Source organism: Lysinibacillus sp. NPDC097162, from assembly GCF_044762185.1.
Lineage (GTDB): Bacteria > Bacillota > Bacilli > Bacillales_A > Planococcaceae > Lysinibacillus.
Genome location: NZ_JBIWDT010000003.1, coordinates 106,010 through 124,441, shown reverse-complemented (window position 1 = coordinate 124,441; position 18,432 = coordinate 106,010). Strand labels below are relative to the sequence as shown.

Genomic DNA, 18,432 nt, shown 5'->3' with positions numbered 1-18,432 from the left:
ACTATGCTCAGTCTTGGAACAGATAGAGATATTAAGCTAGTTTTTTTATACTCAAATTAAGCGTATCGCTTAATTTGTTGTCAAAAAAATTTTTTACATCTTCTTCTAATATAGAGGCGATAAGTTCTAATTTATTTACATCTAATACAATTTCACCTTTCGAGACTTTTGAATACCATTGAGGAGTATGACCACAAGATCTAGCTATGTGAGATTTTGTTACCCCTTTCCTTTTTCTGATTTCTTCTATTTTCAGATAAACAAAGGACAATGTTAGCACCTCCTTAATCTATTTTTATTAAACGTAACGTTTAACTTAAATTTAGTATAAATTAAACGATACGTTAAAGTCAATTAAAAATTTAAAAAAATTAAACTTATCGTTTAATTAAGTTTAACCATACGTTTAATTAAGTTATATTAAAGCAAAGAGGTGAGTGATATGGCTTTAGGAGAAAGATTAAAAAAAGCTAGAAACGACAAAGGCCTTACTCAAATAGAAGCAGCAAAAAAACTAGGAGTAACAAATGGCGCTTTATCAGGCTATGAAAGAAATTATAGAGACCCAGATACTAATATGTTGAAACAAATGGCCGAATTATATGAAGTATCACTTGATTATTTAGTTGGAAATAAAATTATTAATAATAATGAAACGGGTTTATCAAAAAAAGACGAACGCGATATCGGTAAACGAATGGCGAAAATAAAAAAAGACTTATTAGAAGGAAGCAGTAATGACAACAATGATGCATTAAGTTTCATGGGCGAGCCTATGAGCGAAGAAGCGATTGAATCTCTTTTAGAAGCCTTAGAACATGCTGAAAGGTTAGCCACACTTGCTAATAAAAAGTTTATCCCTAAAAAATATAGAGATGATTAACCATTACCATTGAGGGGTGACAAGCATGTGGATAAAGAAAATCGTCCAAGACTTGATCAATACATATCAGACAAATGATATTGCAGTAATTACTCAACAAATGAATGTTCAAATAATAGAGTATGATTTAGACGATGAAATACATGGTTTCTATCGTTATGTGAGAAGAAATAAATATATTTTTATAAATTCGAATCTCGCAAAACATAAGAAAGAATTTGTTAGTGTTCATGAACTTGGGCATGTAGTTTTGCATCCGGACGTAAACACGCCGTTTATGAGAAGTAACACTTATTTCTCAATAGATAAGATAGAGCATCAGGCTAATATATTTGCAGTTGAATTATTAATTCCTGACGAGCTTGCAAGAAAATATATATCAGAAAGAATGACGATATACGAAATAGCTGCCTTACATCATATCCCAGTAGAATTAGTGGAATTGAAAATTAAGGGGCTTTTTTAATACATATTAACAAAAAATTATTGAAAAGGATGGGATATAAATGGGCATTTTTAGTAAAGAAGTATGTATCATATGTGAAAAGGACGTTGGTTTAAGTCGTACACGAATTGCAGACGGAAAATGTATTTGTCCTAGTTGCTTTAAAGAAGCTGGGTTCGACAAACTTAATAACATAACTAAACCGATTAAGCAAATGACTGTTGAGGATATTAGAAATGCAATTATTGCGCAAAAAGTAAATAAATCAGACCTGGACTCTTTTAATCCTACCAAAAGAATCGGTAACTATGTGGAGTTTGATGATAATAATAAAAAATGGCTTATTTTATCTTCAATTTTAGGGAAACGCAATAAATCTACTGTTTATGAATATAGTGATATAGTTGATTTTGAATTACTTGAAGATGGTGAGTCAGTAAGTTCTGGCGGCTTAGGCCGAGCACTTGTAGGAGGCGCTTTATTTGGCGGTGCTGGCGCAATAGTTGGTGGAGTAACTGGTAAAAAGAAAACTACAGGTATTTGTAGTAGTTTAAAATTAAAAATTACTCTAAAAAATATTAATAACCCTGTAGTATACGTAAACTTTATTGAGACGGATATGAAGAAAAATGGAACTATATATAAGAATGCGTATAAAATGGCTCATGAATGTCTATCTGTTTTAGAATTAATCTGTAATCAACAGCAGCCTTCTTCTGAATTAACTAGTCAACAAGCAAACTCTTCATCTGCTGCAGATGAAATATTAAAGTTTAAACAACTGTTGGATATGGGTGTTCTAACACCAGAAGAATTCGAAGAAAAGAAAAAAGAGCTCTTAAAAATTTAATTTAAATAGCGTTCGTATGAGCGCTTTTTTCTTAATCACTAAAAGAACATACATTCTATTTCAAAAGGAGGTGGTTCTAAACTTCCCCGTTTCGTACATCTGCCCGATAGTGAATGAGGGATAAAAATGTCAAAGAAACCAACCTTAAATAAATGCAACCGTGATAAAGAGTTATTTTGGTATTTAGATGCAGAGAATAATAAAAGATGGTTATACCGTCACCGTTATTACGATGTGCTTGGGAAACGTCGTGAGAAGAAACAACAAGGATTTACGAGTGAAAGTTCTGCTTACAGAGCTCTTTGCGAAGTGCGTGCTAAATTAGTAACTGGTAACAGTATCGAAGTTGAACATGAAAATATGAGAGTAGCAGAATGGGTTGATATTTGGTTTGAATCTAATAAAGGCTCCTGGCGAAAAAATACTATTAAACAACGAGCAAGTATGATTCGTGATCAATTCAAACCTTTATTAGGAAAATACAAACTTTCTTCATTAGATAAGGAAACTTATAAGCGTCAGTTCATCCAAATGTTATTAAAGGATTACAAACCTTCAACGGTACGACTGTTCCATCGTGTATTTAAAGTAGCTATTAATGCTGCTGTCGATAACGAAATCATCTCGCGTAATCGCTTTACAAAAGTTGTAGTTAAGGATGATGACCGAGAAGATGATATAACTGTACTAACTAAACAAGAGTTAAAGACCGTGTTGGAATATGTAAAGAAGAACGAAACCCTAACGATAAACGTTTTGTTTCATTTTCTTGCTTATACTGGTTGTCGGCGTGGAGAGGCATTCGGATTGCAATGGCGTGATTTGGACTTTGATAATAATCAAGTTATCTTTGAACGTCAACGGAATAAAAACGAAGTGGGACCATTAAAAACAAAAAATAGTTACCGTACAATTGATATTGATCCACTTTTAATTGCAATGTTAAAAAAGTATAGAACTTGGTGCAAACAATTAATGCTTGAAGATGGTAGAAAATTAAATGATGATGAGGATTTCGTTTTTGTTTCATATCAAACAAGGGAACCTTTTGCAGACAATAGTTTATTTTATGCTTTTGAACGTGTGAAGGCTCGCTCTGGAATCACAGCCCCTTTCACTCCTCACGTTTTCCGACATACTCACGCAACCCTCTTATTACTTTCTGCTAAAGTAGATGTAACTGTAGTTGCTGACCGATTAGGAAATACACCAAAAGTTGTTTGGGAAACGTATGCACATGTGCTTGATGAGGCTAAAAAAGAAGTCGTTGAAATCTTCGGAGAAGCTGTAAAATTCTAGGTGAAAATCGACTGATTTTGAGCTGTTTGGGGGCATAATTGGGGGCATCATCATCAAAAAGTGGCTTGAAGCCTTGTTATTACTAGGTTAATAAAATCGTAGAGTACTACTCTCGTTAATTTTTTAACGTTAGATTGTTTTCGTTTCTTAAACCCCGCAACCTTGTTTATTCAAGTGTTTGCGGGGTTTTTGTGTATAAAATTGCATTCGATTATTTAAGATTATTTTGTTTTGGTTTGGGGGAGCGTTTTGGGGAGCAATTTTTAGACATTTGGGTGATTAAAATAATACACGGACAGGTGTCCTTTTTTAAAATTCATACATATAGGATTAATCACCCATAGACGTCAAGAATAAAAGAAAGTCACTCATTATTTTCAAATGAGTGACTTTAGGTGCCAGGCACTCAAACAATTTAGAGTGCTGACGATCGTTTACACTAAGCCAACTGTAAAACAGGCTGGCTTACAAGGTTATGGTATGCAAGTAAATCTTGTTCATATAAATGATTATATGTCGCTAGGCTATGTTGCTTTATATAGTCAAAGTCGTTTTTATCTATTAGCTGAAGTGTATTATTAAGGGTCCGTGCATTATCCCATGCAGTTTCCTCAAATTGAATATTCATTTCGTGCTCTTCAATTATCATAGATAAAAGACGTTCATTTCGATAAATTTCTTTTTTTGCATGCTGTTTTTTCATTTTAAAAATTTCAATTGTTCTTGGAAGTGATGCTTGTAGCGCTTCACGGTCAATAGCATGACCTAGTTCATGTAAAGTAATGGTTTTTACATAAACCTCAAGTGGAAGTTGTAACATTAGCTCATTTCTTGCTTCTATTAATCTGTTCGCATCAAATCCTATATAATCCCCAATAAAGTTATAACTCATATTAATACCAGAATGATCTTGTTTTATCGCCACCGTTATCCCTACAGTTTGCATAACGGAATTAATTACATCATATAGTTCTTTTTCTTTATGCAATGTTGTCATTATTAACGCTTTCCTCATTTCCTCTGAAAACAAGCTAATGATAATTTATTACAAGCGGATTAAATATATACTACATTTAGGGGAAATTCAACATATTTATCCTGTTAAATCAGAGAAAATGAGAATTTTTCCATTAAAAAGGCGTTTGTAGTTATAAACTACAAACGCCTCTTTGCTTGGTTAAGCCTTTTACTTCATATTAATTAATTGTTGTTGTTGTTGTTATTGTTATTTTTATTACGTTGATTTTGGTTTTCATTGGAGTTGCTACTACGCTGGTTGCTGCGTGCTTCTCCACCTTTACGTCCTATTTCTTCATAAAAATCATGATCATGATTTTTGGAGGTAGCTTCTCCGCCTTTACGACCCGCTTCTTCTACAGTCATGTTTTCATTGTTGTTTCTGTTGCGATTGTTTTGCATGTTAGCCATTATAATTCCTCCTAAATAATTTTTTAAGCTATTGACTAGCTCACTGTTTATATTCCCAGTCTATACATGACTAAACATTATTTTTTAAAAAGTCTATTATTTTCTTTAAACTTATAAAAATAACTATTGTTTTCATAATAGAGATGGATATCGAATTTAATCGTATTTAATTGTAAAAAGTTAACGTTTCTATAGAGCCTCTATGTTCTAGTACTCTTGAACAGTTCTCTTCTTCATACTAATTAGCGCCTATTGTTGGGTTAACCGCCGTACAAGTGTGTTCAACTTCCTTGCTTACTCTCATTAGCATAACTACTATAAGCACTGCTCCCCCACTTCAACTTATTAAATTAGCGAAAACCTTTGCATTTAACGCCATTACACTTGCATCTCTTCTATAAACCAAGAGCTATTATCTTTTCAGAAAAAATCCTTTCGTCTTAAATTGACAAAATTAACATTTAAATTAATTGTAAATTTTTCTGTACATTAAAATAGCAATTCTCCACTTTTCAAACAACATAAACACTATCATTATATTAACAACTGTATATCAGTTATTTACTATTCAACTAGCCTTATAAATAGAACGAATTTCCAAAAAATATATTTTACTTTTATACGATAGTATTTCTTAAAATGTATTCAAATCAACCATCTTACTCCCTATTAACTTCTTTAATATCATCTTTGCAGTTACTTTTTTGTGAAATAATAACAGGAAGAAAATTAACAATTTTAATAAAAATTCGTCTTGAACTTTCAAAAAAAATAGAATAATATGGATTTCGGAAGGTGGTTAGCCATCATTCAAGCAATAATAATTTGTTAAAAGGGGTTGGAAATATGTCAGACGTTCTAAAGCAATTTGTAATGCCAAAAACAAACTTATTTGGACCTGGAGCAATTCAAGAAGTTGGTAAACGTTTAAATGATTTAGAAGTGAAGAAGACATTGATCGTAACAGATGAGGGCTTACACAAATTAGGTCTCTCAGAGCAAATTGCTAACATCATAACAGCAGCTGGAATTGATGTTGCAATTTTCCCTAAAGCAGAACCAAATCCAACAGATCAAAACGTTGAAGATGGAATCGCTGTCTATCATGCAGAAAACTGTGATTCAATCGTATCTCTTGGAGGCGGTAGTGCACATGATGCAGCAAAAGGTATCGGACTTATTGCTTCGAATGGTGGGCGCATTCATGATTATGAAGGCGTTGACAAATCAGAAAACCCACTGGTGCCATTAATCGCTATTAATACAACAGCTGGTACAGCGAGTGAAATGACACGTTTTACAATCATCACGGATACTGAACGGAAAGTTAAAATGGCGATTGTTGACAAGCACGTTACACCGCTAGTTTCAATTAATGATCCAGAGTTAATGATTGGTTTACCTCCAGCTCTAACAGCTGCAACTGGTTTAGATGCATTAACACATGCCATCGAATCATTTGTATCGACAGACGCAACGCCTATTACTGATGCATGTGGAGAAAAAGTACTTCAGCTAGTACCTGAGTTTTTACCACGCGCATACGCAAATGGTGCTGATTTAGAAGCACGTGAGCAAATGGTGTATGCACAATTTTTAGCAGGTATGGCGTTCAATAACGCTTCACTTGGCTATGTACATGCTATCGCTCACCAATTAGGCGGCTTCTATAACTTACCGCATGGCGTATGTAATGCGATTTTACTGCCACACGTTTGCCGCTTCAACTTGACAGCACGTACAGAGCGTTTTGCTCGTATCGCTGAATTGTTAGGAGAAAATATTGAAGGCATCAGTAAACGTGACGCTGCTGAAAAAGCAATTACTGCCATTGAAAAACTGTCTAAAGACTTAAATATTCCTAGTGGCTTCCGTGAATTAGGTGCTAAGGATGAGGATATCGAAATTTTAGCAAAAAATGCAATGCAAGACGTTTGTGCTGCAACGAATCCTCGCAAAGCTACATTAGAGGACATTAAACAAATCATTACAGCAGCAATGGGACCTGTAGTAAAAACAGCACAATCCCTTGAAGCTGTTGCACTTTCTTAAAACATTAATAAAAATGGCGTGTCTCAATGAGGCACGTCTTTTTTTGAGCAAAAAGCAATCGCTTATTGTATGTGCGTCTAGTGACAGCTATACTTTTCTTAAAAAGATATGGGGGGAAACATATGCGATTAATCTCAATTTGCCCAAGCAACACTGAGCTTGTTGCCTATCTAGGGTTAACCCATCAGCTTGTAGGTGTTGATGATTTTTCAGATTGGCCTATAGCAGTGCATGAATTGCCAAAGCTTGGCCCAGATTTATCGATTGATATGGATGCACTAGAGGCACTAAAGCCAGACTTAGTACTTGCCTCGTTAAGTGTACCTGGCATGGAAAAAAATATAGAGGCATTACAGGAAAGAAACATTCCCCACATCGTCTTTAATGCCAACTCGCTAAATGAAATTGCGCAGGACCTCATAACATTAGGTGTTGCTTGTGGAGTAGAGGAACATGCTAAAAAGATTTCTGAGGAATATTTGCACTTTATCGAACAGCTTCAAACGATTGCACAAACTATTCAAGAAAAACCAACACTATATTGGGAATGGTGGCCAAATCCTATTTTTACGCCTGGAAAGGTCAATTGGTTAACTGAAATTAGCAATCTTGCAGGTGGACAAAATCTTTTTCGCGATATCGAGTTAGCAAATGTCCAAACAGACTGGGAAGAAATCGTACGACGTAATCCTGATTATATTTTAATGGCATGGGTCGGTGTTGCCTTTGCACGCATTAAACCAGCTCATTTATTGAAACGTCCACATGCCAACGAACTTCAGGCAGTTCAAAAACAGCATGTCCACGTAATGGAAGAATGGTTGTACTGTCGTCCATCGCCTCGTCTCGTTGAGGGCGCACTAAAACTGGCTCAGCTTCTACACCCTCAAAGCTATCAGCATATAGCTCTGCCAAGCTTTTTAGAATGCTAAAAATGAAAACATCCCCTCGATATCGAGGGGATGTTGAATTGTGTGAGAATTGTGTGAGTGACTGGCACCCAATCTATCCGAATTTCACCATATGGTATTTTTTCTTACCGCGGCGCACAATGCTAAATGCATCTTCTAAACGATCTTTTTCATCAACGATATATTCTAAATCCGTAATTTTTTCACCGTTCACGCTAATTGCACCATTTGTTACATCTTCACGAGCTTGACGTTTTGAAGATGAAATCCCAGCTTCCACAAGTAAATCCACGATGTTTTTCGCTTCTTTCCCCATTTCAATAGAAGGAACATCTTTAAATGCATCCTTCATTTCCTCAGCTGACAGAGCTTTTAAATCGCCAGAGAATAGTGCAGCCGTAATACGAATAGCCTGATCTAATGCTTCCTGACCATGTATTAAGCGTGTCATTTCCTCCGCTAAAGCTTTTTGAGCCTTACGTAAATGTGGTTCTTCTTCGACAGATGCAGCTAACGCATCAATTTCTTCACGTGTTAAGAACGTAAAGATTTTTAAATATTTAATAACGTCCGCATCAGCAGCGTTAATCCAGAATTGGTAGAACTCGTAAGGAGATGTTTTCTTACTATCTAACCATACTGCACCACCAGCAGTTTTACCGAATTTCGTACCATCTGCTTTTGTTACTAATGGAATCGTAATACCGAATGCTTTTGTTTCTTCTTCATGTGTTTTACGAATTACTTCTAAACCAGTTGTAATATTACCCCATTGGTCTGAACCACCCACTTGAATGCGACAGTTGTAGTTGTTGTATAAATGATTGTAATCAATACCTTGAATTAATGTGTAAGCAAATTCTGTAAATGAAATACCTGTATCAAGACGTGAAGCAATCGTATCCTTTGCTAACATGTAATTAACATTAATTAATTTCCCGTAATCACGTAAAAATTCAATTGTACTAATATTTCCAATCCAGTCACGGTTGTTAACAAGTTGCGCTCCATTTCCATCCTCTGCAAATTCAAAAATGCGTTCTAATTGGCCTCGAATAGCTTGCACGTTTTTGTCAATTTGCTCCACTGTTTGAAGTTGACGTTCTTCAGAGCGACCAGATGGATCCCCAATCATTCCTGTTGCACCACCAACAAGTAAAATTGGACGGTGGCCTGCTTTTTGGAAGCGACGAAGCGTTAGTAAAGGCACGATATGACCGATGTGCATAGAGTCAGCTGTTGGATCTACACCACAGTAAAGAGAAACAGACTGTTCTGCTAAAAGTTTTTCCATGCCTTCAGCGTCAGTTTGTTGGTACAGCAAACCACGCCATTCTAAATCTTGTAATAATTCGTTTGTCATTGTTTCTTCCTCCTAAAATGTTTTTCTTTAGCGAGTAGAAACAAAAAAGTCCCTACACGCAAAAATATTGCATGCAGGGACGTTAATAACTAACGCGGTACCACCCGGCTTGAAGATGTCATCCATCTTCCTCTCATTCAACCGCCTTTATCGCAGGCGCGCACGTCTAAGCTCCAAGTACGTAATTCGTCTCTACATTATGACCAGCTTTCACCAACCGCTGGCTCTCTAAACAGGGAATATAGACACTACTGCAAACTCTTCATCACTAGAAAACTATAAGCATTATTCTAAACGATTCTCTTTCAATGTCAATAACTATGTTCGAGGCAATTCATTATATGCTATAATAAACAAGATTTTAGGAGGTCGATACCTTGAAAGATTGGATTGAGAAAATCAATGCAAAGATCGATGAATTACTCGAACAAAAATGGATGAAGACATTACGTATTTCAGGCAGCGTAGTCTGGAACTTATTTTTACTATTTTTAGTCTTTGCATTGGTAGGCACAGTATTTGTTGGTTCTGTTGGCGCCGGCTATTTTGCCTCACTTGTAAAAGAGGAGCCATTGCGCTCTAAAGAAGAATTAAGAGACCTTATTTTCAACTATGAGGAAACAAGTGAAATTTATTTTGCCAACAATATTTATATTGGGAAATTGCGTACTGATTTAGAACGTCGTGAAACATCTCTTAGTGCTGTTGCACCAGACTTAATTAATGCAGTACTCGCAACAGAGGATGAATATTTCCGCGAGCATAATGGGATTGTTCCTAAAGCCGTTATTCGAGGGCTACTACAGGACGTAACTAACTCTGCTACGCAAACAGGTGGCTCTACATTAACACAACAACTTATTAAAAACCAAGTGTTAACAAATGAAGTTTCCTATGAACGAAAAGCAAAAGAATTGCTATTGGCAATGCGTTTAGAGCACTTTATGACAAAGGAAGAAATATTAGAGGCATATTTAAATATTATTCCTTACGGTCGAAATTCAACTGGACGCAATATTGCAGGTATTGAAACAGCTGCTGAAGGTATATTTAATGTGAAAGCAAAGGATTTAACGCTTCCTCAAGCCGCTTACATAGCAGGTATTCCACAGGCACCTTATACTTACACACCATTTACTAATACAGGTGTGCTAAAAAGTGAAGAAGCTTTACAATTAGGCATCGATCGTATGAAAACGGTGCTCTATCGTATGAAAGAAGCTGGCTACATTAACGAGACACAATATAAAGATGCGCTTAATTACGATATAACAGCCGACTTCCGTGCACCAGAAGCACGTCCAGAAGATCGTTATCCATGGTTAACGTATGAGCTAGAAGAACGTGCGAAACAAATTATTGCTGAAAAGCTAGCTAGTGAAGATGGCGTTGATCCAGAACGTTTAAAAACAGAAGAAAAATTACTAGAAAAGTATTCAATTTTAGCGGACCGTGACGTTCGTTCGAAAGGCTATCGTATTTATTCCACTATTAACAAGGATATGTTCGATGCCATGCAAAAAGCGGCTGATAACTTTAAATACTATGGTCAAACATATACAGGCAAAGACAAGGACCCTGTGACGGGTGAGGAAATTGATGTTCAAATGCCTGTACAAGTTGGTAGTATTTTAATAGAAAATAGCACAGGACGAATTTTAAGTTTCCTAGGTGGTCGTGACTTTAAAACGAATCAATTAAACCACGCTACGAAAGCTTACCGTTCTAATGGTTCTACAATGAAACCATTACTCGTATATGCGCCAGCGATTGAATATGGCGTTATAGGTGCAGGTAGTCCATTAGTTGACGTAAAATTCTCAATTGGTTCTTGGAGTCCGAGCAACTATCTTACAAATGATGAACGTGGTCTTATACCTGCGCGAGAAGCTTTAGCTGACTCACAAAATATATCAGCACTGCGTTTATATAACGATATTTTAAATAGACGTCCTGCTGAATATTTAGCAAAAATGGACTTCTCAGAATTAAAACCTGAAGATTACACAAACCTTGCAACAGGTATTGGAGCTTTACAAAAAGGGACAACTGTTGAAGAAAATACAAATGCATTTGCAACTTTTGCTAACGGTGGTCAATTTATTGATGCCTATATGATTGAAAAAATAGAAGACCAAGACGGAAATCTTATTTATCAACATGAAGCTGAACCTGTACAAGTATTCAGCCCTGAAACGTCTTATATCGTGACAGATATGTTGCGAGATGTATTATCAAAAGGAACAGGGACAGTTGCAAATAATACGTTAAAATTCTCTTCTGATTTTGCAGCTAAAACAGGTACTTCACAAAACTATAATGATGTGTGGTTAGTTGGCTATAATCCAAATGTTTCACTTGGTGTATGGATGGGCTACGATAAACAACGCTCACTTTATGCATTTAATAATACGTATTTACAGCCAAGTGTACGTATTAACAAGCTTTGGGGTACATTAATGAACTCTATGTACGATGTAGATCCTAAATTAATTGATGCTCCTACAAACTTTAAGGCACCAAAAAATGTTGTAACTGCTTCGTTTTGTGGTATTTCTGGTCTTGCACCTTCTGCGGCTTGTGCTAGTGCTGGACTTGTACGCTCAGATTTATTTAACGCGAAAGTATTTTTACCGTCACAACCTGATGACAGCTTAGCTTCATCAAGCGTCGTAACAATTCAAGGTAAAACGTATAATGCACATCCAAATACACCAGCAGAGTTTGTAAAAGCTAGTGGTGCTGGTATTAACCAAGCCTTTATAAAACGGATGTTAGGTAAACTTGGTGGGAATCCAGCAAGTCTACTACCTAAAAATTCATCACTATCCAATTCATCTGTATCAGCAGTCGATTTCCCAGCAGATGGTAGTGCGCCTGCAGCTGTAAATGCTTCAATTAATGGCAATACACTATCTTGGAGTGGCTCGTCTAACGATGTAGTTGGCTATCGAATTTATAATGTAACGAATGGTGGGAACACGCTTGTTTCTTCGGTACTAGAAGCTACTCAAAGTATGACAGTTGCTAGCGGACAAGCTTATGTAGTCGTTGCTGTTGATATTACAGGTTTAACTTCACCACAATCAAATGTTGTTTCAACAGGTGGCAGTGATACAAAACCAGAAGAAGATGACGATGAAGAAAAACCAACTACACCTACTGTTCCAATACCACCGGCAAATGGGAATAACGGAAATGGGTCTAACAACGGCAATGGCTCCGGCAATAATGGGAACGGTTCTAATGGCGGCAATGGCTCTGGTAATGGTAATGGTGGTAATGGCTCTGGTAATAATGGGAACGGCTCTAATAATGGCAATGGTTCCGGCAATAATGGGAACGGCTCTAACAATGGCAATGGTTCCGAAAATAATGGAAACGGCTCTAATAACGGCAATGGTTCCGGCAATAACGGAGGTACGACACCCCCAACGGATCCATCAACCGAATAATACAAGGCTTACTACAATGAAATTTCAATTGTAGTAAGCCTATTTTTTTGTCATTATTAAGAGGACAACTAAACAAAGGGGTAGGTAAAATGAAAATTTTAGTTTTAGGTGGCACGCGCTTTTTCGGTAAAAAATTAGTGGAGCTTTGCCTTCAAAACAAACATGACGTAACAATTTTAACTCGCGGTCAAAGTGGCAACCCGTTTGGAGAACAAGTTCACCAAATTACCGTTGATCGCAACGATGTCCCCGCATTAACACAAGCATTAGCGGATACAACATGGGATGTCGTCTACGATAATATTTGTTATTCACCAAATGAAGCACATGAAATGGCGCAAATATTAAAGAACAAGACGAAAAAGCTAGTCTTCACCTCAACACTAGCTACATATGATGCAGATGGAAAAATAAAAACAGAAGCTGATTTTAATCCATATGAATACGAGATTCGTATGGGCGATATTAATGATTTCACATACGGTGAAGGGAAACGTCAAGCAGAGGCTGTCCTTTATAGAGAAGCAACATTTCCTGTTGTCGCTGTGCGTTTCCCTATTGTTCTTGGTGAGCACGACTATACGCGTCGCTTACATTTTCACGTAGAACATATTTTAAATGAACAACCTATATCGTTACCGAATGTTGATGCAAAAATGAGTTTCATTTCGGATGAAGAAGCTGCAGCATTTTTATATTTTGCTGGCGTTGCGCCAATTGAAGGGCCATACAATGCGACAGCATCTGGTACTATTTCATTGAAAGCGTTACTCGAATTAATTGAGAAGGAAACAGGAAAACTCGCAAAAGTTTCGCTAATTGGCGGCGATGAAAATTCTCAATCGCCTTATGGTGTTCCAAATCATTGGTATATGTCAAACGCAAAAGCAGAAGCAGCAGGCTTCACATTTAGTCAATTAAACATTTGGCTTCCTAGCCTTGTAAACAAATTGGTCAAACAACTACAATAACTTATACCCTAGTAACACTAGGCTGGGACATAACGAAAAAATGCCAGAAAGAGAACAAAGGTGTGCTATGAGGCGGTGACTCCTGCTCAGAACAGCACAAAGATTATTTCCGTAGAATAGCGAGAGTTGTGGCTTACGGTGCGCTGAGCAAAAAGCAACCGCCTTAGTGGACATTAATGGCAACAAAAAAGTGTTAGATTGATTGCAGTCAATCTAACACTTTTTCTCTTTTTAGGTTCTAGTAACACTCTTTTATTCTACCTACTGTAAAATCGTTTTTAAAATTTCTACTGCTTCGTCAATCTCTGTTTTAGACACCGTAAGCGGTGGTAAAAGTCGAATAACATTTGGGCCTGCTCCTACAAGAAGTAAACCTTTGTCCTCCGCTGCTGTAATGAAAGGTGCTACTTCCGTATCGCCACAACCAATCCCAAGTAATAAACCTTGACCTTGTACTGTATAGCCTGTCGGTAAATTGGCTTGGAGTTGCTTCACAAAATAGGTTGATAATTCTTGCACATTTTCTAAAAAACTTGGCTCAAAAACGTTATCAAGGACCGTTTCAGCAACACGCATTGCTAAAGGATTCCCACCAAAAGTAGTACCATGCGTTCCCGGACTAAACGTATCATACAATTCAGCTGTCCCTAACATTCCTCCTACTGGGAACCCTCCACCTAAACCTTTTGCTAATGTCACGATATTCGGCTTCAAGACTGTTTGTTCATATGCATAACGCGTTCCTGTTCTACCGATACCTGTTTGCACTTCATCAACAATCAATAAAATGCCTTTATCCTCACAAATTTTTGCAATTGCTGCTGCAAATTCAGGCGATACACTATTAACACCGCCCTCACCTTGAATCATTTCCAACATAATGGCTGCAACTGAATCGTCTATCGTTGCTTCAAGGGCCTTTACGTCATTGAATGGGAGTATTGTAAATTTATCAACAAGTGGTCCGAACCCGTTATGTACCTTGCCTTGACCAGTTGCTGACATTGCTCCAAACGTTCGACCATGAAATGATTTTTCAAATGTAATAATATGATGTTTCCCTGTATGCTTACGAGCGAGCTTAATTGCCGCTTCATTAGCTTCCGCACCACTATTACAGAAAAAGGCATACGTAAAATGTGTATTAGCAACTAATTTTTGGGCTACCTTCTCTTGCCCAGGTATATCAAATAAATTCGACATATGCCAAAGCGTTTCACTTTGTTCTTGAATAGCCTTTACGATAGCAGGGTGCGCATGCCCAAGACTAACAACGGCAATACCACTTGTGAAGTCTAAATACTTTTTGCCATCACTATCTTGCACAACAGTCCCTTGCCCTTTAACGATTTGGGCACGACGTTTGCCATAGTTTCCAAATAAAGCGCTCATATTATCAGCTCCTGAACTTCATTTTTAATGGATACCACCTTCACAGCACGGCGTCCACTTATTACATAACTACATTACGGCAAAATCGTTGTGCCGACTAATGTGTCTCCAACAATTTGCACGGATGGAATGCCTGCATTTAGACACTCGATTGCCCCTTGTACTTTGGGAATCATTCCACCATAAATATGCCCTTCCTCTATCCACTGTGCTATTAACGGCGGAGTTACTTCTGTTTGATATTCATCTTGAATACGGATACCCGAAACATCCGTCACAAGCAGTAAACTTTCTGCCCCAATAGCAAGCGCTACTTCACTCGCTACTGTATCTCCGTTAATATTCAGCGCTTGCCCAGTGTGATTAGCCCCAACACACGCTATTACTGGGACAATTCCAGCTGTAATTAATGCTTCTAACAACGATGTATTGACTGATTGCACCTCACCTACGAAGCCGTAAGTTTCCTTGTCTAAAAAGTCCGCTACAAGTAATTGACCATCAAAGCCATTAAGCCCGACTGCTGCAATTCCTGCTGTTGTTAACTCATGCACTAATGAAGGATTAACATTCCCTATTAATGTAGACTGAACAATGTCAATAGCTGCCGCGCTTGTTACACGTATGCCATTTAATGCATGTGATTCAATATTTCTTGCAGCAAGCTCGCGATTAATAGCAGGGCCCCCGCCATGCGTAATAATCAGTTCTACTCCGCTATCTTGTAGTTTTTTAAAATTCTCAAAAAATGCCTCGTTTAAGCCTTCAAGCGTGCTGCCGCCGAGCTTAATAACCATACGTTTACGAGCGGTAAGATGCATTGATTTGAACGTAGTCATACGTTAAGTCACATCCCCAAGCATGCCCCTTGCCTTCGCCTATGCCAAGTGACACAAAGATTTTTACTTCATGCATTTTTAAAATTTGAATTAACTCATCTTCAGAAAATGCAATCGGTTCACCATTTTCGACCATTGTTGCGCCACCAATTTGAATTGTAATTTTATCAGGGTCAACTGTTGCGCCACTATAACCAACCGCTGCAATAATTCGTCCCCAGTTCGCATCGCATCCAAATACAGCTGTTTTCACAAGTGGCGAACCAACAACTGTTTTCGCAATTTTACGTGCTTCATCATCTGAAACGGCGCCTTCTACTTCAACCTCAATCAGTTTCGTTGCACCTTCGCCATCTTTCGCAATCATTTTCGCTAAATCTTCTGCTACAGTTTTTAATGTATAGTAAAAGTTATGCCAATCAGGATGCGTAGATGTTAAAAGTTCATTGCCGGCTACACCATTTGCCATCACCACTACCGTATCGTTTGTCGAAGTATCTCCATCTACCGTAATCGCATTAAACGTTAAGTTTGTAATTTCCGATAACGCCTCTTGCAATACATCCGATTCAATATTCGCATCTGTCGTAATAAAACCTAGCATTGTCGCCATATTAGGTTCAATCATTCCTGATCCCTTTGCTACACCAGCAATAATAATTTCTTTACCATCAATAATTGTGCTATAGCTCGTATTTTTCATAACCGTATCAGTTGTTAAAATTGCCTGCGCAAAATCGATTGCACTCTCTAAGCTATCCTTCGGCTCTAATTGGGATATCCCGCTAGCAACCGGCTCCATATTCATAATTTCTCCGATTACACCTGTTGAGCAAACACCAACTAAATTTGCAGAAATCCCTAACTTTTCAGCTGCTAAAGCTTGCATTGTTTGCGCATCTTTCACACCTTGCTTGCCAGTACATGCATTCGCATTACCGGAGTTTACAATCATTGCTTGTATTTTTTTTGTTGTGTAGACAACTTCTTTCGTTACTTTTAACGGTGCTGCTTGAACTGCATTTGTTGTAAATACACCAGCTACACTTGCTGGTACGTCACTAACTAAAATAGCTAAATCTTTTTTCTTATGCTTTAATCCGCAATGGATACCCGCTGCTTTAAAGCCTTTCGGTGAAACGATATTTTTACTTGATAATTTTTTCATAACGTTCGTTGATGCTGTTAATGTCATAAACGTATTCCTCCTCAGGATAAGAGTGACTGGCACTAAAACAATTAGGAAAATTCAAAATTGTTTGGGTGACTGGCACTTAAATGGGTTCTTAAATAAAAAACGGCACGACGTCTAAGCCTGTTGTTTGTGGTAAATCCAATTGCACATTCATATTTTGTATCGCTTGCCCTGCTGCTCCTTTAACTAAATTGTCAATAACAGCAACAATCGTTGCACGGTTTGTACGGTGATCAACTTTTACGAAAAGATCACAATAGTTAGAGCCTTTCACACGGTTTGTAGCAAGGCTATTAACATCGGTTACAACCCGTACAAACGGATGGTTTTCGTATGTTGCTTGTAAGCAAGCGACTAATTGATGCTCTGTAATACCTGGCATTAATGGCGCATATGCAGTGGATAAAATTCCACGTGTCATCGGCACTAAATGTGTATTAAATGTAATAGCAGTATCTACACCAGCAAACATTGAAATAGCTTGCTCGATTTCTGGAATATGATGATGCGTATTTGTCTTATATATGGAGAAGCTTTCGTTCACTTCACTAAAATGTGTTGTTTGCGATGGTTTATTGCCAGCTCCCGAAATGCCACTTTTTGCATCAATCACGAGATAATTAGAATCTATTAGTCTCTCTTTTAACAAAGGTAATAACGAAAGCAGAACCGCTGTTGGATAACATCCTGGGTTCGCAATCAGTGAAGCATTTTTCACATTATGAGCATTCCATTCAGTTAAGCCATACACACTTTGCTGAATAATTTCTAATGGAGCAGCCTTTTTTCCGTACCACTCTTCATAGCTAACTGGATTCTTTAATCGAAAATCCCCTGATAAATCAATTAACCTCGGACCTTTTCCAACTAAAGGTGGTAACAGTTCACTTGTCACACCTGAAGGCGTACTAGCAAATACTACATCCATTTTCGATAATGTTTCATAATCTATTTTTTGCAATGGCGAATCTGTAATCGTAACTAAATGTCCAAACTTTGTAGAAAAAACGACACCTTCTTCAGAAGATGTAAAAAGATCAATGTGCTCCACCGCCGGATGATTATGTAAAAAGCGGATAAGCTCCAATCCTCCATATCCTGTTGCTCCAACAATTCCTACTTTCATTACACTCACCTCTAAAATAAGTTAAAAATAGTATACGTCTGCATATTTATTAAGTCAACTGAATTTTTATTTATTTATATTATTTTCTCAATCTTCTTTTACAATTGTTCAAAATCCATAGTTTCTATTGTAAATCAAGAAAAAGAAGGTAGGAACCCTTTCGATAACCGAATGAATTCCTACCTTCTTTAGATGCATATATTGAATAAAAATAAATTACACG

The 18,432-nt window shown here is 37.2% G+C and carries 15 protein-coding genes, 1 pseudogene and 1 other annotated feature; of the genes and pseudogenes, 8 read left to right on the top strand and 8 right to left on the bottom strand.

The features are described from left to right. Positions 1-31: 31 nt before the first annotated feature. A complete protein-coding gene (locus ACIQXW_RS15130) occupies positions 32-271 on the bottom strand; it encodes a helix-turn-helix domain-containing protein (RefSeq protein ID WP_402763387.1) in 240 nt (79 codons plus the stop codon). A 171-nt stretch (positions 272-442) separates the two neighbouring features. Here ACIQXW_RS15130 and ACIQXW_RS15125 point away from each other — a divergent pair, with 171 nt between their 5' ends. The 4 genes from ACIQXW_RS15125 (at position 443) to ACIQXW_RS15110 (ending at position 3,477) form a co-directional block, all read left to right on the top strand. Then, complete coding sequence (locus ACIQXW_RS15125) at positions 443-883, top strand: helix-turn-helix domain-containing protein (protein WP_402763384.1); 441 nt, start codon at positions 443-445, stop codon at positions 881-883. A gap of 25 nt (positions 884-908) precedes the next feature. Continuing rightward, positions 909-1,349, top strand: coding sequence for an ImmA/IrrE family metallo-endopeptidase (locus ACIQXW_RS15120; RefSeq protein WP_402763381.1), 441 nt, complete (start codon positions 909-911; stop codon positions 1,347-1,349). Positions 1,350-1,389: 40 nt separating this feature from the next. Then, positions 1,390-2,178, top strand: coding sequence for an SHOCT domain-containing protein (locus ACIQXW_RS15115; RefSeq protein ID WP_402763378.1), 789 nt, complete (start codon positions 1,390-1,392; stop codon positions 2,176-2,178). A gap of 126 nt (positions 2,179-2,304) precedes the next feature. Beyond that, positions 2,305-3,477 (top strand): tyrosine-type recombinase/integrase, encoded by a 1,173-nt coding sequence (locus ACIQXW_RS15110; RefSeq protein ID WP_402763375.1) that lies wholly within the window; start codon positions 2,305-2,307, stop codon positions 3,475-3,477. 439 nt (positions 3,478-3,916) lie between these two features. Here the strand turns inward: ACIQXW_RS15110 and ACIQXW_RS15105 are convergent, their stop codons facing one another. Together ACIQXW_RS15105 and ACIQXW_RS15100 are read right to left on the bottom strand one after the other, a co-directional pair. Further along, positions 3,917-4,474, bottom strand: coding sequence for an integrase (locus tag ACIQXW_RS15105; protein ID WP_401020728.1), 558 nt, complete (start codon positions 4,472-4,474; stop codon positions 3,917-3,919). Between the two features lie 280 nt (positions 4,475-4,754). Continuing rightward, positions 4,755-4,860: pseudogene (locus ACIQXW_RS15100) on the bottom strand (KGG domain-containing protein); the annotation flags it as partial. An 891-nt stretch (positions 4,861-5,751) separates the two neighbouring features. On the opposite strand from ACIQXW_RS15100, the gene ACIQXW_RS15095 reads away from it, so the two are divergent. Together ACIQXW_RS15095 and ACIQXW_RS15090 are read left to right on the top strand one after the other, a co-directional pair. Next, positions 5,752-6,957, top strand: a complete 1,206-nt coding sequence (locus ACIQXW_RS15095) for an iron-containing alcohol dehydrogenase (protein ID WP_340823033.1) — start codon at positions 5,752-5,754, stop codon at positions 6,955-6,957. Positions 6,958-7,079: 122 nt separating this feature from the next. Beyond that, the gene (locus ACIQXW_RS15090; RefSeq protein ID WP_401020734.1) at positions 7,080-7,889 is read left to right on the top strand and encodes a cobalamin-binding protein; all 810 of its coding nucleotides are present in this window, start codon (positions 7,080-7,082) and stop codon (positions 7,887-7,889) included. Between the two features lie 73 nt (positions 7,890-7,962). Here the strand turns inward: ACIQXW_RS15090 and tyrS are convergent, their stop codons facing one another. Continuing rightward, the gene (gene tyrS, locus ACIQXW_RS15085) at positions 7,963-9,231 is read right to left on the bottom strand and encodes a tyrosine--tRNA ligase (RefSeq protein ID WP_402763370.1); all 1,269 of its coding nucleotides are present in this window, start codon (positions 9,229-9,231) and stop codon (positions 7,963-7,965) included. Positions 9,232-9,303: 72 nt separating this feature from the next. Next, positions 9,304-9,506, bottom strand: a binding site (T-box leader). A 102-nt stretch (positions 9,507-9,608) separates the two neighbouring features. Here tyrS and ACIQXW_RS15080 point away from each other — a divergent pair. Further along, positions 9,609-12,686 carry a transglycosylase domain-containing protein gene (locus ACIQXW_RS15080; protein ID WP_340823029.1) on the top strand — a complete coding sequence of 1,026 codons (3,078 nt, stop codon included), beginning with the start codon at positions 9,609-9,611 and terminating at the stop codon, positions 12,684-12,686. Positions 12,687-12,775: 89 nt separating this feature from the next. Beyond that, the gene (locus ACIQXW_RS15075) at positions 12,776-13,657 is read left to right on the top strand and encodes an NAD-dependent epimerase/dehydratase family protein (RefSeq protein ID WP_402763367.1); all 882 of its coding nucleotides are present in this window, start codon (positions 12,776-12,778) and stop codon (positions 13,655-13,657) included. A gap of 261 nt (positions 13,658-13,918) precedes the next feature. Here ACIQXW_RS15075 and ACIQXW_RS15070 read toward each other — a convergent pair whose 3' ends face one another. The 4 genes from ACIQXW_RS15070 to argC form a co-directional block, all read right to left on the bottom strand. Then, positions 13,919-15,049, bottom strand: coding sequence for an acetylornithine transaminase (locus ACIQXW_RS15070; protein WP_401020742.1), 1,131 nt, complete (start codon positions 15,047-15,049; stop codon positions 13,919-13,921). A 74-nt stretch (positions 15,050-15,123) separates the two neighbouring features. Next, complete coding sequence (gene argB / locus ACIQXW_RS15065) at positions 15,124-15,888, bottom strand: acetylglutamate kinase (protein ID WP_340823024.1); 765 nt, start codon at positions 15,886-15,888, stop codon at positions 15,124-15,126. Next, entirely contained in the window at positions 15,851-17,083 is a 1,233-nt protein-coding gene (gene argJ / locus ACIQXW_RS15060) for a bifunctional glutamate N-acetyltransferase/amino-acid acetyltransferase ArgJ (RefSeq protein WP_402763363.1), read from the bottom strand. Before argJ ends, argB begins: the two co-directional genes overlap by 38 nt. A gap of 91 nt (positions 17,084-17,174) precedes the next feature. Beyond that, positions 17,175-18,209, bottom strand: coding sequence for an N-acetyl-gamma-glutamyl-phosphate reductase (argC, locus tag ACIQXW_RS15055; RefSeq protein WP_402763360.1), 1,035 nt, complete (start codon positions 18,207-18,209; stop codon positions 17,175-17,177). Between the last annotated feature and the right edge of the window lie 223 nt (positions 18,210-18,432).